Consider the following 17270-nt stretch of genomic DNA (forward strand, 5'->3'; position numbering starts at 1 on the left):
CTAAAATTTAAACGCCATATTCATCGATTTGCTCTTGCACATATGCGGCAGGATCAGCAGGGTCAAAGGTGTCAAATTTAAGGGTCTCTTCGCGGTAAATCTCAGCAGGTGCTTCTTGGCCTAGTTCTGTAGCCAGTTCCCTCGCGAGGTCTGTGAGGAAGACATCTGTACCGACAGTGTCATAGCCTTTTTCAGGAATGATTGTTGGGGCGAGATCATCACCTTGCAGATCCCAACGAACAAGTTGAGACGAAATCCAATTTGCAAAACTCTGCCAAGGATAAGGGTCAAAGCCAATTCGATCAGGAATATCAAGGCTATTGCCATTACCGTCATCAAATTTCCCGGTGAGAACTGCTTCGACAACTTCGACGGGCTGGTTGAGGAAGGCTCGCTCGGAAATCGCTTTAGCAATCTCTGGACGATTTTCTGGAACCTGAGCGTAAGCCGCTGCTTCAATAATGGATTTGTTGAGAGCGCGGAAAGTATTGGGATTTGCGTCAATCCACTGGTCACTTGCCGCAAAGGCACAACAGGGATGTCCAGGCCATAGCTCCTTCGTGAGCATATGGATAAAGCCGGCACCTTCGTATACTGCTCGTTGGTTGAAAGGATCGGGCATAAGGTATGCATCGATATCACCAGCAATCAACTGAGCAATACTGTCTGGTGGGGGAACGGGACGGATTTGTACATCCACATCAGGATCAATGCCGCCTGTCGCGAGGTAATAACGCAACAAGAGATTGTGCATCGAGTAAGGGAATGGAACCCCGATGGTAAAGCCTTTAAAGTCAGCAGGGCCATTTACTTTACCTTTGTGGCGTTCGGCAACGGTGATGGCTTGACCGTTAATGTTTTCAATACTGGCGAGTTTCACACCAAAGGCTTCGGAACCAAGACCTAAGGTCATCGCAATCGGCATTGGTGCAAGCATATGATAAGCATCCAATTCGCCGGCGATCGCCGAATCTCTGACTGCACCCCAGCTAGGCATTTTCACAACCTTTGCGTTGAAGCCATACTTCTCATAGAAGCCTAGAGGCTCGGACATGATGATGGGCGTAGCACAGGTAATAGGAATAAAGCCAATCTGCAACTCAGTTTTTTCTAAATCACTTACTTCAACATCTGCTGGCGCATCTCCCGCAGGAGGAGGAGTTGTATCTTGGCCACAACTAGCTAAGCTAACCAGCGCTGCGCCAACAGCCATATTCCGCAAAAATTCTCGTCTTGTCTGACTACCATTGCGAATGGCATCAGAGAAAAACAAACCAGCTTTCGGTCCAAAGGCCGCAGCGAAGGCATTATCAATTCCACCAGCTTGTTCACATAAGTCTGAGATCAGCTTCTCTCGCTTTGGATCGCCACGACCCACACGCTTGAGAAATAAGGCTTTTCTGAGCTCATAAGTGTTAACACCATCAGCTGCTCGAAACTGGTTTTCCTTATAGAGACCCATCTTGACGAAATCATCGACAAGCTCCACGGGATCCTCTGGCATGGTCGCCATAAAGCTCGAATGATCACCGGCGGCATGGTAATCACCGCAAGTCACGCAAAGTGTTTGGAGATTGGAGCGACTGGTACCTACACCGGGTTGTCCCAAGCCTTGCAATGTTTGTTGTGCTGAAATCAAACTCATAGATAATGCCTACCAGAAATTATCGAATTAAACCGATCAAACATCCAAAGAAATTCTCTTATGTTTGATTTTGAAATATCTAATGACTCGAAAGATTACGCAGCATCTTAACAACTATTTCAACGAGAGACATTAGATTTTTTTTTGAAGAAAATGTATATTTCTTTGGCACTTAAGTATTCTCTTGAAATATACAAGAGTTGTGTAAAATTAGCTACAGACGGGTCTCAGGTTAACAAATCAAAGTGAGCGACTGTTATTTATAAAAAGAACATTGCTTTGTATTATTTGAGACAAAAAGCGATTCAAAAGATACAGCATCAAATTCTAAAATTCCAGAATAAAGACAAAGAGTACTTCTAGGTTTATACAGGTTTAGAAATGTCAAGCTCCTGTAGAGGCAGGTTATATATAGACAGATTCTAGAAAACATTTTTCTTACGCCAAACTAGTGGTGAAACACCGTGAATTTTACGGAATTGATTTGTGAAATATCCAGCATCAAGGTATCCAGATAGTTCTGCAACTTTAGCGACAGGTTCTTTTGTCTTTTGCAAAAGATTTCGAGCACAGACCATCCGTCTTTCAATAATCCATTGTTTTACTGTTTTACCTGTTTTCTTCTGAACAAGGGTCGTCAGATAAGCAGAGGAGTAACCGGCCTCTAGAGCAACATCCTTGAGCTTCAAAGGCCTAGTATAATTAGCTTCTATGAATTCAAAGACAGGTCTTAAACCACCGGATTTTGGAAAAGAGAACTTTAAATCTTCGCTATCTTCAGTTTGCGAATTCACAGATGAAGCAGTATCTTTCTTTGAGATTTCTTGGGCTTTTATAACTTCTTCATAGCGTTTTAGGCGAGTAGTGATCGCCGCCAAAAATTGTTCGACAGTACAGGGTTTTGTCAAATAATCATCTGCTCCTAATTGCATACCATGACGTAAATCTTCCATCGTCACTTTGGCCGTCAGAAAAATGAAAGGAATTGCCGAAGTTTGAGGCGATCGCCGTAAAAATTCGAGGACAGAATAACCATCCATATCTGGCATAAAAATATCACAAACAATCAAATCTGGAGACTTGCTTTTTGCGAGCTCAATACCTTCAGTGCCATTTTTTGCACCATAGGCTTGAAATCCTTCAAACTCTAAGCATTTCAAAAATACGTTGCGAGTTTCCACTTCATCTTCAATAATTAAAATTGTTTTCATAAGACACTGTTAATGAGTCTTTAACTCCAAAACAATCCAATCAATACTCTAGGTATTAAGCCGATAGCTCACAGGGCTACCTAATCAAGGCTTTACCTCATAACTGACCCTATTAACATAGAAGAACGCCAACCAAAATGTAGTAAATAATACAAAAATATTTTCCTTAACCTTTTTATTTATCACTCGATACTAGTCCCACATTACACGATATTTCCTAGAAAGACACGAACCTAGTGGCGATCGCCTCCCCTCAGATACCAGACAGAACAAGATGAATCAGTCACAACGTAAATTAACCGATGAGCTAGCAGCACAGGAGTTAAGAAAACTCCGCCGCCAGCATCAACTCATCCTCAATGCTGTCGGAGAAGGGGTTTATGGCTTAGATTTGGACGGTAATGTGACCTTTGTAAATCCTGCCGCGGTACAAATGATCAATGTGCCGATCGAAGAACTAATCGGCAAATCAATGCATGCAGTCTTACACCACTCCCACGCAGATGGCAGTCATTACCCAAAAGAAAATTGCCCAATCTATGCAGCGCTTCACGATGGCAGTACCCATCGCGTTATGGATGAAGTCTTTTGGCGGAAAGATGGTACGAGTTTTCCCGTTGAATACATCAGCACACCCTTGCGAGAAGATAACGGTGAACTCATTGGGGCTGTCGTTACCTTTCGGGATATTACGCAAAGGCGTTGGGCTGAACAGATTTTGGAGCGTACAAACGAAGAACTTGAGCTAAAAGTTCAAGAGCGAACCAGAAAGTTGCGCCAAGCAAATCAACGCTTGCGAGAACTCAACGAAATGCGGTCTCGTTTCATTGCAATGGTTTGCCACGAATTTCGGAATCCCCTGAACAACATCACCCTGTCCGCCTCTTCCCTAAATCGTTATGATGCCCACCTTTCACCAGCAGAAAAAAAAGATTATTTAGAAAATATCAATACCAATGTTGAACGAGTCACGCAAATTACTGACGATATTTTGGTGATGGGCAAAATCGAAGCGAAAGTTCTCGAAATTAATCAAGAAAGTATTGATATTGTGGACTTTTGCCAAACCCTCCTCACAGAAGGCGAATTTCAGCGTAAACAAACCCCCATCGAATTTATTTGTCGTAGTCGTCAAATAATCGCGAGTTTTGATGAAAGATTATTGCGATCTATCTTAGGCAATCTATTGTCTAATGCCCTACGCTACACACCAGAAAATAAACCGATTCGACTTAGAGTTCACAAATGGAAAAATACTGTCATTTTCAGAGTTGAGGATGAAGGGATTGGCATTCCGAAGCAAGATAAGACCCATTTATTTGAGCCTTTTCATCGAGGCTGCAATGTAAGCAATGTGCCGGGTACTGGCCTCGGTTTAAGTATTGTCAAACAATTTGTGGAGCTTCTGGGAGGCTCTATAACAGTCACGAGCCACGTTGATCAAGGCACGATATTTACAGTGAAATTATTTGTAAATCCATAGCAATGGATTCACCAAATCGCTCATTCTAAAGTCCCAGGAATCTAAAAAATCCCCCTAAACAATTAGGAGGATGATCACCTGTTTGCATCAAAAGGCTTTTTCAAATTCAAAATCAATATTTATGTAAATGAATTGAAATACGTAAGTGTTCCTTTTAGATTTGATGACAAGTAATCTGCCTTAGAGAGGTTTTGCTTGTCCTCATGAAATACTCAAAGGCTTCTGTGACTTGGGCAATCGCCTCTCTCTCTGTTACTCTCATTTCTCTACCCGTCTCAGCGCAACTGATACCAGATGGGACAACAACAACGACTATCCTTTCAAATCAGATTATTCGTGGAGATTTAGCAGAATATATCACTGATGGCAATTCGCTAAACGATGACCTTCGTCATAGTTTTAGTGAGTTTAATATTGATGTTGGACAGCGAGTTTATTTTGCTGATTCGACTGCTATTAACAACATCATTACCCGTATTACTGGCTCAAATGGTAGCAATATTCTCGGGACGTTGGGGGTTGATGGTAATGCAAATTTATTTCTTGTGAATCCTAATGGATTTATCTTTGGATCAGATGCAAGCTTAGATATTTCAGGTGCATTTCTCATCTCTACCGCTTCGGAAATAAACCTAGGTGAGATAGGAATAATGAATATCGTAAATGCAGATCCCGTAGCGTTATTTGACCTCTTGCAAAAGGTTATAGCAATTCAAAATTGTAAAGACCAGCAATGAGATTGAGTCTTAATCCCCATCTCCGACGGCAGTTACGATATCGACTGGATAAGATGCGGAATCTTTTGAGCATTCTGAATACCATCTCAATGATGATTCTTTGAGCTGCTAAGAGCTGATTCTCCTGTTTCTGTTCCGCAGTCAACTCTCCTCCTTTAGGCTTCTTGTGAGGAGTGAGACTCCGCTGATGTCGCTTGTGTAGACCTTGATATCCGGCGTCGGCAAGGCAGGGTTGTCCCTGCTGAAAATGCACTCTACTCTTTTTGAGTAGTTTGAAGTCATGGGTGCTACCTTTCTCACAGTCACAACAGATAATCTGTGCCCACTGCCAAGCAATAACTATTTGGGCGTTGCAGAATAGAGGTATGAATGGAGGTTGTTGACGCAATGGAATGTCCAGAATGCCAATCTACTCATATCCGTAAGAATGGAAAGAAAAAAGGCAAACAGAATCACATCTGTGTAGATTGCGGTCGTCAGTTTATCGACCGCTACAGCCAGCTCGGCTACTCAAAGTCCTTCAAACGTGAAGGCCTCAAAATGTATGCCCACGGTATGGGCTTTCGAGCCATTGAACGGGTGAAAGGAGTGCACCACACTACCGTAATCACTTGGGTCAAACAAGTCGCTGAATTGCTACCTGATGCTTATGAACCTGAGCAGGTGCCTCAGGTTGGCGAACTCGATGAACTTCAAACATTCGTCGGTGCTAAAAAAATAAGGTCTGGCTCTGGACTGCCGTAGACCACTTCCAACCAGGTATTCTCGCTTGGACTGTTGGTGACAGAAGTGCAGAGACATTCAAACCATTATGGGCAATGGTTAGTCTCTGGAGATGCTTCTTCTACATCACAGATGGCTGGCATGTTTATCCCATGTTTGTACCCGATGGTGACCAGATTATCAGTAAGACCTACATGACTCGTGTCGAAGGAGAGAACACTCGATTGCGGCATTATCTCGCTCGACTCCATCGAAAGACCTTATGTTATTCCAAGTCTTTAGAGATGTTAAAGCATTCGATTCGATTGCTGATTCATTATCTCAAGTTCTGGGATGTTCCTGTACCTTGACCTTCATGGATTCATACCTCTATTCTGCAATGCCACTATTTGAGCTTTAAGGGAATGATGCTTCTTTTTCCCTGAGTAGTAAAGACGTTGTTTTTTTGGGCTTTTCAATCGCCTGTTCTATGGCATCCATCACCACTACTGTCAGAGATAACTCTTCTGAACCATGGAGCTGTTTCATGCTGGGTAAGTGGCAATCGGTTTCTTTGATGAGTGTATTCTCTGTTTTTTTGCACCATGCGACAAACTGTTGATTCATGAATGCCCCATGATTGAGCGATAGGAAATAAGTGCGATATTCCCTCAGATATTCCAAGGTGAGGAGTAACTGATTTTCCAGGGATACAATACTGGGACGACCGGGTTTTTGCTTTGCTTTAGCTTCTGCTAGGACCTCTACCAGACGATTGAAGGTCTGAAGCTTAACTCCACAGGCTCTCCTGAATTGTTCTGTCGATAAATGTTGGAGCTGTTCATAAGTTGGCATTTCTATCGCTATGGCTCTGTTACTTTCCTCTTTTTTACCTACTCTCACCCCTTTTGCAAGAGGTCAAATGTAGCAGTTGTACCCAGCCTCCAACTTATTGACCCACAACCTTTCCAAGTGACCCAACAGCACAAAACTCAAACCCTCAGTGCGGGTATCAGTAAGGCAATCGGTGGTTTTGATGCCTTACCTGCGGTAGAGAACGAATTACAAGCGATTCAAAATACGACCCAAGCAGAAGTTTTACTATAGCAGCGAAGGAGAAGGTTAGGACATAGAACAGAAGGCTATTCTGATGGCATCGAACAAATCCTCAGTCTTCTTGATGAGCTTACTTACCTCCTTCTTTAACCTCCCCCAAAACTTCTCTATCTTGTTCAGGTGTGGTGAGTAGGGTGGCAAAAATATCACTTCACATCCTGCCTTCGCCACCAATGTTTGTATTCTTTCCTTTGGATGAACACTGGCATTATCCAGAATAATAATTTGACCCGGAATCAACTCTGGCACTAAGCAATCCTCTACCCATTGGCAAACTAAGGCGCTGTTGGCATAGCCCTCAAATACCATCGGTGCTATCTGCTCTCCCTCTCGCCATCATCCAATCACGCTAACTCGTTCTGTACGATGACCTAACTTCTCTGCGATAAACCTCTCTGACTTATGGCAGTAGCCATACCCATAATCTAAGGTATTATCAAATCCACTTTCATCGATATATACGAGTCGTTCTTGGACATACTGCTTCAGTTGTGCCACAAATGCTTTTTCTAATTCTTTATCTCTCTCTTGATATCGATAGGTCTTTTTTTTCGAGTAAATTCAATTTTCCGTAGAGCTTCACGTCTGGATGCATCACTAATAGACTCTGGCCATTTCTCCGCCATTTCCTTCTGGGTTAGATGCCCATATTTCTCTGCAAAAGCACGAAAAGCATCTAGATCATTAATCTTCGGTTGAGGGCCTCGACGGTAATCTGTCTTCGGAGCGACTGAACCGATTTTCTCTCGTCGTTTCAGCCACAGGTCTAGCGTATTTCGGCTAATACCAAAGAAGCGACAGATATCACTTTTTCGTTCACCTTTATCGAAGGCGGCAACAGCTTTTAGGCGTAAATCAAGACTATGGGGAGCAGGCATGGCATCTATGTTTATTGCTTCTATCCTATTCTGTCTTAACCCACTCCTTGCCTGCTATAAATGAAACTTTTACTGAAACTAGGGCATGTCATCAATTAAGCCAGATGACAGAAGCAGCCAGATAGATGGCTCCCAAAAAGTTCTGGGCAGTTTTGTCATAACGAGTAGCAATTCCTCGATATTGCTTCAGCTTGGCAAAGAAGTTCTCAATGAGATGGCGAGCCTTATAAAGCTCTCTGTCATAGCCATAAGGAGCTTTTCGTTTTCTTGTGGAAGGAATTACGGCTTCACAATTATCGTTTGCTAACAGTTGCCGCACTCTGTTCTCTGCATCGTAGGCTCTATCCGCCAATAGTGCTCCCGCTTTTATCTCTGGCAACAATGCATCCGCACCATCTAAATCATGGGCTTGACCTGCCGTTAAGTAAAATCCTGTGGGTTTCCCCAAGGCATCGCAAGTGGCATGAATCTTCGTAGTCAAACCTCCTCTACTGCGACCAATGGCAGGGTCCTCTCCTTTTTTTGGGGGCGCCAGCACTATGTTGATGAGCTTTGACGATAGTGGCATCAATCATGGCATATTCATTGTCTGCATCTTGAGCTAAGACTTGGAATATTCCCTCCCACACACCTTGACGGCTCCAGCGAGTGAACCTAGTGTGCACCACTCGGAAATCACCAAATCTCTCAGGTAAATCCCGCCATGGGATGCCCGCACGATATCGATAGAGAATAGCTTCCACCAATAAACGATTGTTCCTTGCTGTACGTCCAACAGAGCCTTTGCGACCGGGCAAGAAATCTTTAATTCTGTCCCATTGGTCCTCTCTAAGGGCATAACGGCGACTACTCATATCACACACTAATTTGCTTTGTTATCGACTCAATCCTAAGCTTTTTCTTGTTCACATCTCTATTTGATGACACGCCCTAGTTTCTCTACCAAAATTGAAGAACATCCCTATCAAGTCGTCCATATTGCAACCCATGGAGAATTTAGTTCAAAACTCGAAGACACATTTATTTTGACTTGGGACGATCACCTTAATATCATCGAGCTGGAAACATTATTCGAGAGTTTCAAGAGAGTAATGTTAAACGCCAATTGCGCAGTAGCTCAATACTTCCATTCACTCTAAATTTCGCAAACAGTGCCATGCTCAAGTCCACCATGTGTTTTGATTTAGAGACAACTTTCGTCCTGCGATGAAACCGAGCAAACCAATGGCGATTGTCTGAGTTGTTTCTCTCAATTGCTATTGTCTCTTTCTTGCTAATGACATGAAAAGCATCTGGGTGATTCTCTAATAGCTGTTGATAGGGTTTCCAATTATCGGTGCAATAGACAGTGATTTGTCATTGCGATAACCGCTCTAGTAAATGACCTAAAGTTCGACTATCACGACTTCCCAATTCCCAGTCAATGAGTCGCCCAGTATTACGGTCATATGCTTTCCAGACCCAAAGTTTGTTTTTTTCTCTTGGATAAAATGCCATAGCTCATCTAGCTCCACCACGACAGCAGACTCAGGAGTGGGCTTTTCATAATTGGCTTCACCGAAATCTCTTACCCAATTGAGCACTGATTGAGCTGATACACCGAGAATCTTGGCTGTCGCATTCATGGACATACCACTCATATACATCAATACAGCTTCTAATTTCATCCAGAGAGGCTTGCCTCGCTCTTTAGAAAAGCTTGTAAATTGATAATTGCACTGCTTACACTTAAATCGTTGACGATTTTTAGCGAATCCACTTTTGATGATGTCTTGAGCATTACATTGGGGGCAGTGAATTGTCATAGCGAGAATTTCTAAGAAACGATTCACTCCATTTTGCTATAGCATTACTTACTTGAAACTCTCAATAATTTAATCATCGGTTGGGTAGCTATTACGAAATCCAACCAGATATACATCGGTAACTCAAGGGTAAAACTAGAAGCTATAACTGGATCTGTCGGCGGGATTTTAAACAGTCAGAGAGCTACTGATGGCAAAAAACAAAGCGTATCAGATTGCAAAAGAGCGGATTGAAACAGCGCAAAAAACAGAGGCAACAGATCTGGATTTGAGCGGTTTAGCTCTGACTGAAGTTCCTGAAAGCGTCGCTCAACTAACCAATCTCACAAGGCTAGAACTTGATCATAATCGAATAACTGAAGTTCCTGAAAGCATAGCCCAACTAACCAATCTCACAACGCTTTACCTTAGTGAAAATCGAATAACAGAGATATCTGAGGCGATCGCTCCACTGAGAAATCTCACAATGCTTATTCTTAAAAACAATCAAATAGCCAAGATACCTGAGGCAATTGCCCAACTAACCAATCTCACAACGCTTAACCTTTCCCATAATCAGCTGACAGAGATATCTGAAGCGATCGCTCAACTAACCAATCTCACAACGCTTTCTCTTTCCTATAATCAACTAACAGAAATACCTGAGGCAATTACCAAACTCACTAAGCTCACAAGTCTTCGTCTTGGTAGAAATCACCTCACAGAGATACCGAAAGAAATTTCCCAACTAGCAAACCTGACAGAACTTTTGCTTTATAAAAATCAAATCACGAAAGTCCCCAAGGCGATCACTCAACTAACCAATCTCAAAATGCTTTCCCTTTTCAACAACCAAATCACAGAAATACCTGAGGCGATCGCTCAACTCACCAATCTCGAAACACTTGACCTTTCTTATAATCAGCTCACAACGATACCTGAGTCGATATCCCAACTCACTAATCTAGTAATACTTTCCCTCTATCAAAATCCTCTCGATCCAATTGTGCATAGTGCATATTCTGGCGGGATAGAAGAGCTTTTTGCCTATTTCCGGAATATTCAAGATCCCTAAGAGTAAAAAACTCTCCTTCGAGTACATTTCCCAAGAAAAGATTTTATTTCCTAGAAGCCTAAGCCACTTGGGTTGATGGAGCAGATTGCTCAAGCTTTTGCATATTAGCTGTCCACTGGGAGTTTTGGAGACCGATAGTCATCACCACGCGAATGGTTTCAAGGAAGCAAATTAGCCAAGAATTACTTTGTTGAGGCATATCGAGGTTCGCTGCAAGTAATTTATTTAATGCCAACATCAAATGGGCGTAACTTCCCGGTGAAATCAAGATCAGTTTGAGTAACAACACACTCAAAGTTAAAAACTCGTTTTGCACCATCAACACAGTGAATGGGTGGGACGGATCTTTGAGATTTTCGGGGTTAAGAAAATAATCAACCGTGGCATTACAGGTTTTCTTGAGCAGATGGGAACCCACTTGATAACTATTTTTTTCGGTATTTAAATCCAGCAAATAACCTCTAATTTTTCTCGGTAACCACTGCAAATGGCGATCGCCTTCCACATTGAGACAAAGATAATCAACCAAATCCATCTTGAAACTTGCATAATCTTTGCCGAGCGATCGCCCTAGAAAATCCTGAGCCATCTGCCCAAAACCATTCTGTTGCTTGTTTAGGAATTTGTGCATTAGCCGCAGAGAAGTCGCAGGCAACAATGTCGGATTTGCCGGGGACTGAGCAACCGTTTTAGACACATCCCCTTTATTTAGAAACATAGCCAATTGGAACTTATAGCGGTTTTGGAGATAGCGATAGAGGGTTTGTTTCGCCTCATATTGCTCATCCACTACCGACGTCTGATTACGCTGACTAAATAAACTAAAAATCTGGTAGCGATCGCCCCATTGACGCTCAGACTTGTGTTTCGGCACAAAAATTGTGAGGGCTTGATATTCATTGCTTTGACGGAAAGTATTGAGCCAATTTCTCACGCGGCGCTTTGATGTTGTCGCTAGCGAGGAACAGCGAGTCTCTTTGTTGATTAGTGTGAAAAGTTCAGGAATACAGTTCGGCTTTTTACGCTTAAAACAACCGTCGATAAAGACATAACAAACATTGTTGAGCAGCTCTAAAAAAGCATCCGCCGAGTTGTATCGGAGTAAGCAGTGGATTTCATCTTGCAAACATCGAGGGACACGATTTTGCTCATGGTTAATAAAGAAAATTTCGAAATACTCTAGAAATGTTTGCAGAGATGCTGTCCGAGTTAGGTCACGAAAATAATCAAGAATTTCTGTCTGAGCATATTTCACTTCACTGGAAACCTTTGAGAGCGAAAAATCTGATGCCGTCTGTTTGGGCGATCGCCTCGCTGAATAGCGTGTTTGTTGTGTTCTTGAGCGAGAAAAAGAGGTAGACGATTGAAGCTGAGTCACCTCTCCCTTTGCCAAAAACGAGTCGAATGCAGATTCTATACCCTTAAGCTGACTAGTCATACCGTTTATCCCGAAAGAAGAAATTGTTGTCGATGTCCTTATTATTACGGAGACAAGATGAAATTTAAGTGACGCACAGCTCATATACGTAGGTGTTTTGTCAACAAAAGTATTGATTTGAATTACGTATTTGAGTAAGCGAGATCAATAAAAAGAAAGCCTGGGATCACATTTCAGCCGAGTCAGATTATTCATTTTGCCTATTTTCTGGGCAAGCATATTTCATCAAAACCGCCTGTGTCGCTTCGTTTGCGGCAAATAAATGTTCCACTCTCAAAGAAGCCAGCGTAATGTCTTGAGGTGTACCAAAAGTTGTGAACATACTGAAAAAAGCCAGTTCGCCATATTCGGTTTGGTAGCGAGTCGTCAGGACAGGAGCAATGGATCGGGCAGTATGGTACGCAACCTTAGAACCCAATTTATTCGTTAATAGCTCTGCAAAGACTTCTACTTTGGGAGCTAAACTTTCTTGGGTGGAGGCTTCATGCCGAAGATGCGCCAACATTGGTGGCCCCACATCCGCCAAATTTGTGATCGATTTCGTCAACCCTTCTGGATGCACCAACAAGTCCAACATATTTATCGGCGATCGCCCCATCAAATCCTTTGCCCAGGGCAGTAATGTAAGCGCTAACCATTGTCCGCCTTGATTTAATCGCAACAAATTCCAGTGAGAATCCAGCACAAAAGCAGGGATGGGCTCATGGGCTTTTAGAAGCTGTTCGAGTGCAAAATTAATTTGAGCCAGAGACGGATCATCGAGAGGCGTGGTCTCATAGGTTGGCGCGTAGCCCGCTTGCAACATGACTTCGTTACTAATCGCTAACGGCGTTTGCAATTCTCGGAGCCACGCAATTAATAATTCTCGACTCGGTTTCGACCGACCACTTTCTACAAAGCTGACATGGCGTTGGGAAATATTGAGTCGCAAGGATAAATCCAATTGACTAATCTGCAATGTTTTTCGCAGTTGTCGCAGAGTGGTGGTGAATATTGTCGTCATCGCAGATATGGGTTTGCTTACTGAAAATCTAGCGGTGGACTGGGTTGAATTCAATTACCTCAGAGGTAATTGCACGAATAAAAGAAGCAATCAATATTGGAACTGTACAGATTTTCGAGGTTAAATCCATGCAACGTAGTCTACTCATTCTCGTTTTGATTCCTTTTAGCGCACTCAGTGCTGTGGCCCTTTGGCAGCATGGCTATTGGGGAATTTTAGAGCCGCATTTCCATAGCTTCGGGGAAGGACAAGTGTTGGCTGATTTGGTGATTGCGCTGAGCTTATTCATGACATGGATGTGGCGGGATGCGAAAAGCCTAGGGCGTAATCCTTGGGGCTGGATCGTTTTAACGCTTACATGTGGTTCCTTTGGCCCCTTGTTCTATCTCCTCACTCGTCAAACAGAACAGAAATCAGCAGAACAAACACCCATATTGAATTGAGATGCATTGCTGAAAAGAAAGCATAAAATAGTAAATACAAACTATTTTTAGTGACTTTGTCTGTATGAAAGCTAAATCGTCGTTTGCGCTAAAAGATCACCTTTTCAATGCGGCCAAAGTCACTTATCTCGCGAATCTCATTGCTCAGGCATATCCTGATTTTGAGACAGATAAATTCCATACGGTAGTCGTTTCGAAGTTTCCAAAACTAGAACTTAAACAGCGAATTACCCACATCACCGAATGTTTGCATCGTTATCTGCCAGAGGATTATGAAACAGCTCTGGAGATTTTGCGGCGATCGCTCCCCCCAGAATTAGACCCAACGAAAACAGATGATGATTTTGGGGATTTTATTTTTGCACCCTTCTCGATGTATGCGGCGACCTATGGCTGCGAAGAGCCATATTTACAGCTTTCTCTCGAAGCTTTAAAAGAAATCACCAAACGCTTTTCAGCAGAAGATGCCATTCGATATTTCATTAATGGATTTCCTGATCAAACACTCACTTTTTTGCTGGCATGTGCGCGGGATGAAAATTATCATGTGCGGCGATTAGCTAGTGAAGGAACGCGACCGAAACTACCTTGGGCACAGAAAATCACCATCGATTGCCATCGAGCACTGCCGATTTTGGATATTCTTTATGTCGATAAAACTCGCTATGTGACACGCTCCGTCGCCAACCATCTCAACGACATCAGCAAAATTGATCCTGACCTTGTTCTCACTACACTTCGGAAATGGAAGGAGGGCGATCGCCAAACCGAAAAAGAATTAGCTTTTCTCACCAAACACGCACTGCGTACCCTAACCAAACAGGGAAATCCAGAAGCTTTAGCGCTACTAGGATTCAACCAACAACCCTCGGTTAAAATAACTAACCTTATGACGAGTACTCCCATTGTAAAAATTGGTAGTGCATTTGAATTTTCGTTGGAAATTTACGCCGATAAAAAACAAGACATCCTTGTGGATTACAGCATGATTTATGCAGGTACAGGGAGAAAGCAGTCACAAAAGATTTTTAAAATAAAGCAGCTTGTTCTCAAGAAAGATGAGACGACCAAACTCAAGAAAAGGCATCCAATGCGGTTAATGACAACAAGGAGTTTATTTCCTGGCACTCACCAAATTAATGTACGAGTGAATGGGCAAATTCTTGAAAGTCTATCTTTTGAGCTAATCAAAGCATAAGAATCTCTGAAGCTGAGAGGCGATCGCCAATCTTGATTTTTGAGATCTAAGCAGAACAAAAAAATACCCAAAAGAATCATTGACTCTTCAGGGCATTATCAAATTCCACACTTTGTTTGACTTGTCTCTACTTACCTAAATAAGTTTAGGAAAACATTTTTGTGCGCCATTTTCCGAGACGCTTTTCTGCAATCATCGTCAGACTATTGGCCGTCATCAATTGACCCTGTAGTCTTTCGATTTCCTTTGCTTGCTCTTGTACTTTCGTTGAGCCAAATTGCAATCCTAATTGACCATCCGAAGTATTCCCTGTTGATAGGGTATATTCCTGGCCTAAGAATTGAGCACCTAAATTAGATGTGTATTCTAAGCTTGCCAATTGTTTACGCAAATCATCAATAATTTGAGACTGCTCTTCTTCCTTAGCGCGGATCCTTAATTCTTCTGCTGAGAGCACTGGAGCGGGAGCTAGAAGATTATCCTGTGTAACTTTAGGTGGGGCAAACACCTTTCTAAGAAACTGTCTGAAGTCAGTGATCGGAATCGAGGGAGTGGTGTCTTGTAAGAGAACACCAGCAAGACGTGATTGATTGCTTTCTTTGATATCAGTACCAACTCTGTCACTGGTGGAGAGGCTCGTATATACCTTGAAGTTATTCACAAAACCCGAAAGATTTTGCCCTATCTGAGAGTTATAACCACGATTGTAAGGAACAATGAAATCTCCAAAATTGCTTTGATACTCATCGCTATCAAGATAAGAATCAATCTCTGCTTCAAATCCTTGCTGATCTAGAATATGGCTATGGGGAACAGTCTCATCATAGCTACTAGGAGCACGCCCTAATAAGTGCTTGAAATTCAATTCGATGGAACGATAACGAGAGCATGTCTCGAAAAAGTTAGCGCGATAGAAATCAGATTTGGCGATAATCCGAATAAACTCTCTGACACTGATGGTGCCATTTTGAAGCTGGGATTCAGCCGTGGCTAAGCGTTCGCTCTCCATTAAATGGATATTGCCAAATACTTGTCGATAAGCTGCCCGAATTACAGTTTGAATTTCTTCGACAGAAGCATTTGCCGTAAGTTCAATGGCTTCGGAAACATCAAAGGGTCTGCTATTAGTATTGGCTGAACGACTTGCGAGGAGCGGAGATACGTTACCAGTCATTGTTGATAAGCTCTAAATGATTAATAGGGATTTAGAAGAAAAAAATTTTTTTTAAAGGGTTGGAGATAAAAATGAAAACTATTGATTCTGCGATGAAATCATTAGCTCGTTTTCGTGTGTCTTAATCGCAGTATTATAAAGTTTCAGGGGATCAATCTTTCTTAAAAATTGTAAAATCCGATAAAGGTCAAAATGATTTTCTGATTTAAAATCACTGCTTTATCTCATTTAAGGAATTATTTAAAAAACAAGAATTTGGCTTGAGTTATTGTTTGATTTTCTTGGGTTTATTGCTTTTCTCTCTTCTGAAAATTGAATGTTATATAAATAAAAATCCCATTTCTAATCTAGCCAAAAGATTTAGGAAATGAGATTTTAAAACAGTTGGTTTACTGATCTCTTTTTATTGCTCTCTCTAAAAAGGCGATCGCCCTTTTATTTTTTGAGTTTATCTTGGGTTTGAGTGTCAAAATCGCTGGCAGAATGACGCTCATGAAGTTGCTCCTCTAGCTCACCCCATGTTCGATTCACCATTCGTCCTCGCTGTACTGCCTTCCGAGCATCAATCGCTTTTGCCCATCGCATCAGGTGAGTGTAGGATTGAGCATCCACAAATTCTGCGGCATTGTAAAGACGATTTAAAACTAGTCCGCCATACCAAGGCCAAATCGCAATGTCTGCAATGGTGTATTCCTCGCCGGAGATATAGGGATTCTCCGCTAACTGTCGGTCAAGGACATCAAGCTGACGCTTAGTTTCCATCGTGAATCGATCAATACAATATTCGATTTTGGTGGGTGCATAGCTATAGAAATGACCAAAACCACCGCCAAGATAAGGTGCTGAACCCATCTGCCAAAATAGCCACGATAAACATTCTGTTCGTTGGGCTGGTTCGGAAGGTAGCAAAACGCCAAATTTTTCTGCGAGGTAGAGCAAAATTGACCCTGATTCAAACACCTGAGTCGGAGGATTTGTACTGCGATCTACCAGAGCTGGGATCTTCGAGTTTGGGTTTACTTCTACAAAGCCACTACCAAACTGATCACCCTCATTAATCTTGATGGGATAGGCATCATATTCTGCGTCAGTAATGCCTAGAGCCAGTAATTCCTCCAGCATAATGGTGACCTTTTGCCCGTTCGGTGTCGCCAGTGAATAGAGCTGAAGCGGATGGTCTCCGACTGGAAGTTCTTTGTCATGGGTAGCACCTGCAATTGGACGATTAATGTTTGCCCATTCCCCGCCACTCCCTTTGTCCCATTGCCAGACTGTTGGTGGCGTATAGGCTGATTCTTGATCCATCGGTTTTTCGGGGTTCACTATCTAACGCTTAAACGGTAGCTCACTTCGAAATATTCAGCCTATGAGGCTCTTAAAATT

General features: G+C 42.4%; 17 protein-coding genes and 2 pseudogenes. 8 read left to right on the top strand and 11 right to left on the bottom strand.

Going from position 1 to position 17270, the window contains the following annotated elements:
• Window positions 1-7 precede the first annotated feature (7 nt).
• Window positions 8-1645, bottom strand: coding sequence for an ABC transporter substrate-binding protein (locus LEPTO7376_RS17315; RefSeq protein ID WP_015135422.1), 1638 nt, complete (start codon window positions 1643-1645; stop codon window positions 8-10).
• Window positions 1646-2067: 422 nt separating this feature from the next.
• Window positions 2068-2856: a response regulator gene (locus LEPTO7376_RS17320; RefSeq protein WP_015135423.1), complete on the bottom strand. Its 789-nt coding sequence runs from the start codon at window positions 2854-2856 to the stop codon at window positions 2068-2070.
• Between the two features lie 274 nt (window positions 2857-3130).
• Between LEPTO7376_RS17320 and LEPTO7376_RS17325 the strand changes: the two genes are divergently transcribed.
• Window positions 3131-4339 carry a PAS domain-containing sensor histidine kinase gene (locus tag LEPTO7376_RS17325; RefSeq protein ID WP_015135424.1) on the top strand — a complete coding sequence of 403 codons (1209 nt, stop codon included), beginning with the start codon at window positions 3131-3133 and terminating at the stop codon, window positions 4337-4339.
• Between the two features lie 203 nt (window positions 4340-4542).
• A complete protein-coding gene (locus LEPTO7376_RS17330; RefSeq protein ID WP_051188807.1) occupies window positions 4543-5076 on the top strand; it encodes a filamentous hemagglutinin N-terminal domain-containing protein in 534 nt (177 codons plus the stop codon).
• Here the strand turns inward: LEPTO7376_RS17330 and LEPTO7376_RS25025 are convergent.
• A complete protein-coding gene (locus LEPTO7376_RS25025) occupies window positions 5042-5464 on the bottom strand; it encodes a transposase family protein (protein ID WP_315861528.1) in 423 nt (140 codons plus the stop codon). The two genes, LEPTO7376_RS17330 and LEPTO7376_RS25025, sit on opposite strands and share 35 nt — an antisense overlap.
• Between LEPTO7376_RS25025 and LEPTO7376_RS25030 the strand changes: the two genes are divergently transcribed.
• Window positions 5464-6149 (top strand): IS1 family transposase gene (locus LEPTO7376_RS25030; RefSeq protein WP_160148647.1). Its coding sequence is split into 2 segments (ribosomal slippage): window positions 5464-5788 and window positions 5788-6149, totalling 687 coding nucleotides; the frame shifts between segments, so codons are not numbered across the junction. The two genes, LEPTO7376_RS25025 and LEPTO7376_RS25030, sit on opposite strands and share 1 nt — an antisense overlap.
• Before the next feature lie 46 nt (window positions 6150-6195).
• On the opposite strand, the gene LEPTO7376_RS17340 is transcribed toward LEPTO7376_RS25030, so the two are convergent.
• Window positions 6196-6633: a DDE transposase family protein gene (locus LEPTO7376_RS17340; RefSeq protein ID WP_051188808.1), complete on the bottom strand. Its 438-nt coding sequence runs from the start codon at window positions 6631-6633 to the stop codon at window positions 6196-6198.
• A gap of 117 nt (window positions 6634-6750) precedes the next feature.
• On the opposite strand from LEPTO7376_RS17340, the gene LEPTO7376_RS28445 reads away from it, so the two are divergent.
• Window positions 6751-6885 carry a hypothetical protein gene (locus LEPTO7376_RS28445; protein ID WP_264308912.1) on the top strand — a complete coding sequence of 45 codons (135 nt, stop codon included), beginning with the start codon at window positions 6751-6753 and terminating at the stop codon, window positions 6883-6885.
• A gap of 15 nt (window positions 6886-6900) precedes the next feature.
• On the opposite strand, the pseudogene LEPTO7376_RS29185 reads toward LEPTO7376_RS28445, so the two are convergent.
• Window positions 6901-7772 (bottom strand): annotated as a pseudogene (locus tag LEPTO7376_RS29185) (IS630 family transposase).
• A 91-nt stretch (window positions 7773-7863) separates the two neighbouring features.
• Window positions 7864-8626 (bottom strand): IS5 family transposase gene (locus LEPTO7376_RS25880; protein WP_015135426.1). Its coding sequence is split into 2 segments (ribosomal slippage): window positions 7864-8298 and window positions 8300-8626, totalling 762 coding nucleotides; the frame shifts between segments, so codons are not numbered across the junction.
• Window positions 8627-8692: 66 nt separating this feature from the next.
• On the opposite strand from LEPTO7376_RS25880, the gene LEPTO7376_RS29190 reads away from it, so the two are divergent.
• Window positions 8693-8911, top strand: a complete 219-nt coding sequence (locus LEPTO7376_RS29190; RefSeq protein WP_398338226.1) for a CHAT domain-containing protein — start codon at window positions 8693-8695, stop codon at window positions 8909-8911.
• Here LEPTO7376_RS29190 and LEPTO7376_RS25885 read toward each other — a convergent pair.
• Window positions 8853-9577, bottom strand: a pseudogene (locus LEPTO7376_RS25885) (IS1 family transposase). The gene LEPTO7376_RS29190 and the pseudogene LEPTO7376_RS25885 sit on opposite strands and share 59 nt — an antisense overlap.
• A gap of 190 nt (window positions 9578-9767) precedes the next feature.
• Between LEPTO7376_RS25885 and LEPTO7376_RS17370 the strand changes: the two are divergent.
• Window positions 9768-10631: a leucine-rich repeat domain-containing protein gene (locus tag LEPTO7376_RS17370; RefSeq protein ID WP_015135427.1), complete on the top strand. Its 864-nt coding sequence runs from the start codon at window positions 9768-9770 to the stop codon at window positions 10629-10631.
• Between the two features lie 58 nt (window positions 10632-10689).
• Here the strand turns inward: LEPTO7376_RS17370 and LEPTO7376_RS17375 are convergent, their stop codons facing one another.
• Both LEPTO7376_RS17375 and LEPTO7376_RS17380 read right to left on the bottom strand, forming a co-directional pair.
• On the bottom strand, window positions 10690-12069 hold the full coding sequence (locus LEPTO7376_RS17375; protein WP_015135428.1) for a hypothetical protein: 1380 nt from the start codon (window positions 12067-12069) through the stop codon (window positions 10690-10692).
• Between the two features lie 187 nt (window positions 12070-12256).
• Window positions 12257-13072, bottom strand: a complete 816-nt coding sequence (locus LEPTO7376_RS17380) for a helix-turn-helix domain-containing protein (protein ID WP_015135429.1) — start codon at window positions 13070-13072, stop codon at window positions 12257-12259.
• Between the two features lie 128 nt (window positions 13073-13200).
• Between LEPTO7376_RS17380 and LEPTO7376_RS17385 the strand changes: the two genes are divergently transcribed.
• Window positions 13201-13515, top strand: a complete 315-nt coding sequence (locus LEPTO7376_RS17385) for a DUF2834 domain-containing protein (RefSeq protein WP_015135430.1) — start codon at window positions 13201-13203, stop codon at window positions 13513-13515.
• Window positions 13516-13579: 64 nt separating this feature from the next.
• The gene (locus LEPTO7376_RS17390) at window positions 13580-14713 is read left to right on the top strand and encodes a hypothetical protein (protein WP_015135431.1); all 1134 of its coding nucleotides are present in this window, start codon (window positions 13580-13582) and stop codon (window positions 14711-14713) included.
• A gap of 145 nt (window positions 14714-14858) precedes the next feature.
• Here LEPTO7376_RS17390 and LEPTO7376_RS17395 read toward each other — a convergent pair whose 3' ends face one another.
• Both LEPTO7376_RS17395 and yghU read right to left on the bottom strand, forming a co-directional pair.
• Complete coding sequence (locus LEPTO7376_RS17395; protein ID WP_015135432.1) at window positions 14859-15887, bottom strand: phycobilisome rod-core linker polypeptide; 1029 nt, start codon at window positions 15885-15887, stop codon at window positions 14859-14861.
• Window positions 15888-16322: 435 nt separating this feature from the next.
• Window positions 16323-17192, bottom strand: a complete 870-nt coding sequence (yghU, locus tag LEPTO7376_RS17400) for a glutathione-dependent disulfide-bond oxidoreductase (RefSeq protein WP_015135433.1) — start codon at window positions 17190-17192, stop codon at window positions 16323-16325.
• Window positions 17193-17270 lie beyond the last annotated feature (78 nt).

This window comes from [Leptolyngbya] sp. PCC 7376 (assembly GCF_000316605.1).
Taxonomy (GTDB): Bacteria; Cyanobacteriota; Cyanobacteriia; order Cyanobacteriales; family MRBY01; genus MRBY01.